Annotated in this window: 8 protein-coding genes; 6 read left to right on the top strand and 2 right to left on the bottom strand. The window is 75.3% G+C overall.

The window, feature by feature from the left end; genetic code table 11:
* Positions 1-50: 50 nt before the first annotated feature.
* Complete coding sequence (locus BU198_RS14985; RefSeq protein WP_223244402.1) at positions 51-1,505, top strand: pyridoxal phosphate-dependent decarboxylase family protein; 1,455 nt, start codon at positions 51-53, stop codon at positions 1,503-1,505.
* Positions 1,506-1,551: 46 nt separating this feature from the next.
* On the opposite strand, the gene BU198_RS14980 is transcribed toward BU198_RS14985, so the two are convergent.
* Positions 1,552-2,349 (bottom strand): inositol monophosphatase family protein, encoded by a 798-nt coding sequence (locus BU198_RS14980; RefSeq protein ID WP_188297345.1) that lies wholly within the window; start codon positions 2,347-2,349, stop codon positions 1,552-1,554.
* A 262-nt stretch (positions 2,350-2,611) separates the two neighbouring features.
* On the opposite strand from BU198_RS14980, the gene BU198_RS14975 reads away from it, so the two are divergent.
* Positions 2,612-3,448 (top strand): (2Fe-2S)-binding protein, encoded by an 837-nt coding sequence (locus tag BU198_RS14975; RefSeq protein ID WP_188297344.1) that lies wholly within the window; start codon positions 2,612-2,614, stop codon positions 3,446-3,448.
* A 66-nt stretch (positions 3,449-3,514) separates the two neighbouring features.
* Positions 3,515-3,916: a VOC family protein gene (locus BU198_RS14970; protein WP_188297343.1), complete on the top strand. Its 402-nt coding sequence runs from the start codon at positions 3,515-3,517 to the stop codon at positions 3,914-3,916.
* Here the strand turns inward: BU198_RS14970 and BU198_RS14965 are convergent.
* The gene (locus BU198_RS14965) at positions 3,877-4,290 is read right to left on the bottom strand and encodes a DUF6191 domain-containing protein (RefSeq protein ID WP_188297342.1); all 414 of its coding nucleotides are present in this window, start codon (positions 4,288-4,290) and stop codon (positions 3,877-3,879) included. The two genes, BU198_RS14970 and BU198_RS14965, sit on opposite strands and share 40 nt — an antisense overlap.
* 166 nt (positions 4,291-4,456) lie before the next feature.
* Here BU198_RS14965 and BU198_RS14960 point away from each other — a divergent pair, with 166 nt between their 5' ends.
* The 3 genes from BU198_RS14960 to BU198_RS14950 all read left to right on the top strand — a co-directional run.
* Positions 4,457-5,215, top strand: a complete 759-nt coding sequence (locus BU198_RS14960; protein ID WP_188297341.1) for a dienelactone hydrolase family protein — start codon at positions 4,457-4,459, stop codon at positions 5,213-5,215.
* Positions 5,216-5,337: 122 nt separating this feature from the next.
* On the top strand, positions 5,338-6,276 hold the full coding sequence (locus tag BU198_RS14955; RefSeq protein ID WP_188297340.1) for an alpha/beta fold hydrolase: 939 nt from the start codon (positions 5,338-5,340) through the stop codon (positions 6,274-6,276).
* Positions 6,277-6,390: 114 nt separating this feature from the next.
* Positions 6,391-7,260, top strand: an 870-nt coding sequence (locus BU198_RS14950) for a serine/threonine-protein kinase (protein WP_188297339.1), incomplete at its 3' end; no start/stop codon positions are given.

Genomic DNA, 7,260 nt, shown 5'->3' with positions numbered 1-7,260 from the left:
CCGGCTCCGGCCCCACCGGGCTCCCCGGGGACGGCGTCGCGACGGACGCCCTGGCGGGCGGCGCCGCCGGGCCCGGTGCGCTCGGACCGCTGCTGGCCACCGTCCTCGACGCCCTGGAGACGGGCACCGCGATGCGGTCTGGGCCGCTGCCCGCGGGCAGCCCGGCCGAGATCGCCGCCCTGGTCGACGAAGCGCTCGCCACCAGCGAGGGCCCCGGCGCACTCGGCAGACTCACCGAACTCCTCGCCTACGGTGCCGCCGACCCCGCCGACCCGGCCTGCGCCGCACACCTGCACTGCCCGCCGCTCGCCGTCGCCGCCGCGGCCGACCTCGCGGTCAGCGCCCTCAACCCCTCCCAGGACTCCTGGGACCAGGCCCCCGCCGCCACCGCCCTGGAGAGCGCGCTGCTCGCCGAGATCGCCGGACTGGTCGGCTACGACCCGGAGCGCTCAGCGGGCGTCCTCACCTCCGGCGGCACCGAGTCCAACCTGATGGGGCTCATGCTGGCGCGCGACCAGAAGCTCGACGGCATCGTGGAGTTGGACGGCATCCCGGCCGGTGTCCGGCCGTGCATCCTTGCCTCCGAGGCCGCGCACTTCTCCGTCCAGCGCTCGGCGGCCCTGCTCGGCCTCGGCGAGCGGGCCGTCATCCCCGTCCCGGTCGACCGCGGGCTGCGGATGCGGGAGGACGAGCTGGAGCGGGCGATGGCCGAGGCCAGCTGGGCCGGAAGGACCCCGATCGCGGTGGTCGCCACCGCCGGCACCACCGACACCGGAGCCATCGACCCGCTGACCGCCGCCGCCGACCTCGCCGGACGCTACGGCGCCTGGCTGCACGTGGACGCCGCGTACGGCGGCGGGGCGCTGCTCTCCGACCGGCTCGCCCCGCTGCTCGACGGCATCGCCCGCGCCGACTCGGTCTCCCTGGACTGGCACAAGCTCGGCTGGCAGCCGGCCGCCGCAGGGATCTTCCTGGTGCGCCGCGCCGAGACGTACGTCTCGCTCGCCCGCCGCGCCGAGTACCTCAACCCGGTCGACGACGAGCAGGCCGGCTACCCCAGCCTGCTGGGCCGCTCGCTGCGCACCACCCGGCGTGCCGACGCCTTCAAGCTCGCCGTCACCCTGCGCACCCTCGGCAGGGACGGGCTCGGCCGGCTGGTCGACAGCTGCCACGACCTCGCCCGGGCGGCCGCCCACGCCGTCCGCGCCGATCCGGCGCTCGAACTCCACGCCGAGCCCGTGCTCACCGCCGTCCTCTTCCGCTACCGGCCGGCGGGTGTGACGGACGAGGCGGCGCTGGACGAGCTGAACGGCCGGCTGCGCCGGCTGCTGTTGCGCACCGGGCGGGCGGTGGTCGGCCGCACCGAACTCCCGGGTGACGGCCCCGGCCGGGTCCGGTTGAAGCTCACGCTGCTGAACCCGCACACGACCGCGGGGGAGGTCGGCGCGCTGCTGGGGGAGGTGGTGGGCGCCGGTCGCAAGGTGGCGGGTGAGCGGGCGGGATAGCCGGTGGCGTGACGAGTGGGGCGGGGGCGGCGCCGGGGCCCTGGGGTCAGTTGCTCAGGAGGAGCGACCGGGTCAGCTCCCAGGTGTCGGGGTCGGCGGCGACCAGCAGACCGTCCTCGCAGCCGGGGGCCTCCGGGCGGTAGGGGGTGCCGTCCGGGCGGGCGGAGACGCCGCCGGACTCGGTGACCAGGAGGGATCCTGGGGCGTGGTCCCAGGGCAGGGTGCGCCAGTAGAGGATGAAGTCGGAGCGGCCCTCGACGACGTCCGGGTACTCGATCCCGGCGGCGTGCCGGCCGGGGGAGATCTCGCCGAAGGCCGCGATGTTGTCCTGGAGCCGGCGGCGGTGCTCGGCGTCGAGGTAGCGGCTCTTCACCGAGCCGCGCAGCTTCGCGAGGTCCCTGGGCGCGGGCGGGCGGGTCAGGCGCACGCCGTCGCGCCAGGCGCCCGAGCCCAGTTCGGCGCAGTAGCTGGTGGCGGTGGCGGGCTGCCAGATCCAGGCGGCGACGGTCCGGCCGGAGCGGACCAGGGAGCACATCACGGCGTACTCGGGACGGCCGGCCACGAAGTTGGCGGTGCCGTCGACCGGGTCGACCAGCCAGGCGGCGGGCTCGTTGTGGAGGGCCAGGGCGAGCGACGGGTCGGCGGAGACCGCCTCCTCGCCGACCACCGGTACGGGCAGCAGCTCGTGCAGCCGGCGGGCGATGATCGCCTCGGCCTCGCGGTCGGCGACCGTCACGACCTCGCCGGGCGCCTTCTCCATCACCTCGCCCGCGGCCAGCGCCCGGAAGCGCGGCTCCACCGCCTGGGCCGACGCCTCGGCGAGTATCTCCGCCACCTTGTCCATCAGCACGTTCGCGCTCCCTTCGCTGCCCACCACTCTCCCACGAGCGGGGGAAGGAGGCGGCGGCGGCCGGGGGTGGTGGACGGTGGGTGTACGGGCGGCGGCAGGCGGTTGCCGGTGGGTGGCGACCGGCAGCCGGCGGACCGGTGGGGCGGCGTGTGGTCGCGTGTGGTCGCCGGGTGATACGAGGCGTTGTAAGGTGAGCCTCACCTTAATCGATCATGCAGAATCGATCACGGGAGTGTCAGTGGTTCCCGGAACGCCCATGCCCGCCGTGCCCTCCGCGTCCTCCGCCGCGCTCGTCGGAACCTCCGTGTCCTCCGCGCCCTCCGTGTCCTCGGCGCTCGCCGCCGACTACCGGCGGATGCTGGAGTTCTGTCCGGTGCTGGAGCTGCGCCTGCTGGATGCCGCCGAGCCCGATCCGTGCGCCGCCGACGACTGGTACTCCGGAGCCGAACTCGCCGCCGACGAACGGGCGCTGGTAGCCGTCCTGGCCGGCGCGGCGGCCCGCATCGCCGCCGAGCACGGCCGCGCCCCGCGACCGCACGTCACCGCCTCCCGGCTGCTCCACCACTACGTCTGGTCGGCCTGCCTGCTGATCGCCGGTCCCTGGCACCTCGCCCGTCGGGTCCCCGTCCTCGGCTCCGCCGACCTCTGGCTGCACGCCCCCACCGGTGCGTTCGCCCTGCGCCCGCGCGGGTCGGTCACCCTGCCCGGCGACGACGAACTGCGCGCCGAGCTGCGGGCCGCCGTGGTCGAGCACCTCGGACCGGTGCTCGCCGCCTTCGCCGGACCGACCCGGCGCCGTGACCGTGCGCTCTGGGGCATGGTGACGGACGACCTGGCCTCCGCCCTCTGGTACCTCGGCCGGATGCTGGGCGAGGAGGAGGCCTCCGTCGCCGCCGCCGAGGCTGTACTGCCTGGCGGCACCCTGCCGCTCCCCGGCGCCGCCGGCTTCCGTCGCCTGCACACCCCCGACGGGCGCGCCCACCGCACCCGCACCCGGCTCGGCTGCTGCCTCCACTACGCCGTTGGGCCCGCGGCCGTCGCCTGTCTGACCTGCCCGCGCACCTCCGACGAGGAGCGACTGCGGCGGCTCTGACGGTCCGTCCACAGGCCCGTCGCGCAGCGTGGTCCGCTGTCAGTGGCATCGGCTATGGTCGCCGGCATGATCGATTCCACCACGCGGGTCCGGATCGCCCGCCCCTCGCGCGACCTCGCGGCGGCCGAGCGCTTCTACGCCGGCGGCCTCGGCCTCGACGTGCTGTGGCGCAGCACCGAGAGGGTGTCCGGCAAGCACGACCTGCTGATGGTCGGCCCGCCCGGGGGCAGCTGGCACTTCGAGCTCACGCACGACCCGGAGCGGCCGCTGGATCCCACCCCGACGGTGGACGACCTGTTCGTCGTCTACCTCGGGGCCCCGGTGGACGACGCCCTGGTCGCCCGGCTGGAGGAGGCCGGCGGCACCCGGGTCGAGTCCCACAACCCGTACTGGGACGAGTACGGCGTGACGATATCCGACCCGGACGGCTACCGGCTGGTGCTCTGCTCCCGCAGCTGGGAGGCCTGAACCCCCGCCGCCAGAGGGGCCTGACCGGTCGTCCCCGTCCCGCTCCCGATGTGCGGTGCGGGCTCGGGCGTCCGTCCTGCGGCCCCGCCGCGCAGGACAGCCACGCCCCGGTCCAGGTCCACGCCGAGGTGCGGCAGTGCTCCGGCCTGCGCGTCGTCCCGCAGGACCAACTGCTCGTGCTTCTGCTCGACCTGCACCTGCTTGCCCGGGCTGAACAGCGCGTGCAGCTCCTCCAGCCCGCCGGCGCCCATCCCCACACCCGGTCCGCGCTGCCGAGGCCGCGAGGAGGATTCGTCCAGGACCTGCCACGCCGCGAGCAGCACCAGCCCCAGCACCACCACGACCGCCGCCGCCACACCCACGATCAACCCCATGCCCGCTCAACGCGGCCGTACGGCCCGGGCGTTCCCTCGCGGGCGCACTACGGGGAACGGCGCCCGGTCGGGCGGGCGGTGCCGGGCGGCGGTGAACTGTGGTGTCCGGCGGCGGGCCGCGGGCCCAGCGGATACGCTGCCGGACGGACCGAAAGGAGTGCTCCTCATGCCCGTGCGCGGAACCCTCGTGGACATCCCGACGGCGGACGGCACCGCCGACGCCTACCTCGCCCACCCCGACGACGGCCGGGCCCACCGGGCCGTCATCCTCTACATGGACGCCTTCGGGCTCCGGCCGCATCTGGAGCGGATGGCCGACCGGCTCGCGGAAGCCGGGTACACCGTGCTCGTCCCGAACGCCTTCTACCGAAGCGGCCGCGCGCCGGTCGTCGAACTGCCGGAGCTCATCGACCTGGAGCAGGACAGCGGGCTCTTCGCCAGGATCGGCCCGCTGCTCGCCACCCTCACCCCGGAGGCGACCACTCGCGACGCCGACGCCTACCTGCGCTGGCTCGCCGACTCCCCGCTGGTCCAGGACGGCCCGGTCGGCCTGACCGGTTACTGCCGCGGGGCACTGCTGGCCCTGCGTACGGCCGCCAGCCATCCGGACCGGATCGCCGTCGCCGCCGGGTTCCACGGCGGCAGCCTCGCCACCGACACCCCGGACAGCCCGCACCTGGGCGCCGACCGGATCACCGCCGAGCTGTACTTCGGCCACGCCGACCAGGACCCGGCGCTGCCGCCCGAGCAGATCGACCGGCTCGCCGCGGCCCTGACCGCGGCCGGCGTCCGGTACCGCGCGGAGGTCTACGCCGGTGCCCCGCACGGCTACACCCAGGCCGACACCACCCGTTACGACGCGGCGGCCGACGAGCGGCACTGGGCGGCGCTGCTCGGGGTGCTGCGGCAGGCCCTGCCGGTCTGAGAACCGACTCCCGGCCGGTCATCCGGTCGGTCGCCCATCCGGCCATCCGGTCGGCAGATCGCGGGCCGTTCGGAACCGGGCCCGGGAGAGCGGGGCCGGACGGGGATCCAGGGGGATCGCACATGAGCACCAGGCAGGGCAGGCGGGGCACACCGGTCGGACCGGATCTGCGGGGAGTCCAGGAGGTCATGGCCCGGGCGCTGGGCGAGAACCTGCCCGGCGGCGTGCGGACCGGTGAACTGGACCGCGGCGGACGGGCGTTGCGCTGGGTGGAGGCCGGCCGGGGCGGCGTCGCACCGGTGGTGCTGATCGCGAGCTGTGGCACCACGGCGCTCACCTGGTCCGCCGTCCTGCCCGAACTCGCCCGGCACGGAAGGGTCGTGGCGTACGACCGGGCCGGGCTGGGCGCCAGCGATCCCGAGTCCGGCCCCGGGCGCGGCGCCGGACCGACGCCGGACGGCCAAGTCGCCGACCTGGCCGCCCTGGTGCGACACCTGGACGCGGGACCGGCGCTCCTGGTCGGGCACAGCTGGGGCGCCCAGCCGGCCCAACTCCTCGCCTGGCAGCGGCCGGACCTGGTGGCCGGGCTGGTGCTGGTGGATCCGGCACACGAGGAGTTCCAGCCGAAGTCCATCCGGGCCGCCGAGGCCGTGCTGAACCGGCTGTGGCTGCACCGGGCCGGGTCGGCGCCGGCAGCACCAGGATCGGCGGAGCCGCTCGACCTGGCGGAGGCGGCCGTGATCGCGTACCCGCACCAGCGGTGGGCCGTCCTCGCCGAACAGCGGATGACGGCCCTCGCCGGGCCCGGGATCCGGCGCCGCCGCTCCCTCGCGCGGCCGCCCGAGATGCCGCTGGCGGTCCTGAGCGCGACCGAGGGGCTGCCCCGGGCGATGCGCGTCCGGTGGACCGCCGTGCAGGCGTGCGTCGCGAGGAACGCCGTCCGGGGAACGCACGGCACGGTCCACGGCGCCGGTCACGCCATCCAGGCCGACCGGCCCCAGGCCGTCGTCGCGGCCGTCCGAGAAGTTTCGGAGCATGCCCGATACTTCCTCAAGGTCTGACAATTCGTGCCCAATTCCTTTTCGGACCTGGACTGCTGAGCTCGTGACACGCTCTGGCACACTGTGTGCCGATGACCCGTCGGGGCGGGTCGCGACACACGGGGGAGCAGGGGTATGAGCGGCGCGGGCACCGTGCTCGGCGGGCGGTACGAGCTGGTCGAGAAGATCGGCGGCGGCGCGATGGGCTCGGTCTGGAAGGCCGAGGACACCGTGCTGGCGCGGCAGGTCGCGGTCAAGATCATGCGCTCGGAGCTGCTGGAGGACGACACCTCCGCCCAGCGCTTCCGCCGCGAGGCCCAGCTGGTCGCCGCGATCGACCACCCCGGCGTCGTACACGTCCACGACTACGGGGAGAGCGGCGGGGACGGCGAGGAGCGCTGCGCCTACATCGTCATGGAGCTGATCGACGGCAGTCCGCTGGACCGGGTGCTCAGGGACACCGGCCCGATGACCGTCGAGCGCACCCTCGACCTGGCGGCCGGCGCCCTGGACGCGCTGCACGCCGCCCACCAGCGGGAGATCGTGCACCGGGACGTCAAGCCGTCCAACCTGATGGTGCGCACCGACGGCCGGGTGGCCATCACCGACTTCGGCATCGCCCGGGCGGTCGCCAGCACCAAGCTCACCGCCCCGTTCGCGATCATCGGCACCGCGCTCTACATGTCGCCCGAACAGGCCGAGGGCGCGAGCCTCGGGCCGGCCACCGACCTCTACTCGATCGGCGTGGTCTGCTACGAACTGCTCGTCGGCGAACCGCCCTACTCCGGCGACGGACCGCTCCAGATCGCGCTCAAGCACGTCAACCAGCCCGTGCCGGAGCTGCCGGACACCTTCCCGGCGCCGGTGCGGGCACTGGTCGCCCGGGCGCTCGCCAAGAAGCCCGAGGAGCGGTACGCGGACGCCGCCGAGATGGCCGCGGCGGCCCGCGCCGCGCTCGCCGGGTCCGCGGCGGAGGGCGCCGGGGGAGACGGGCCGACGGCCGGG

The sequence above is a fragment of the Streptomyces sp. CBMA156 genome (assembly GCF_014596515.1).
Lineage (GTDB): Bacteria > Actinomycetota > Actinomycetes > Streptomycetales > Streptomycetaceae > Kitasatospora.
This window is presented reverse-complemented; position numbering and strand designations above follow the sequence as displayed.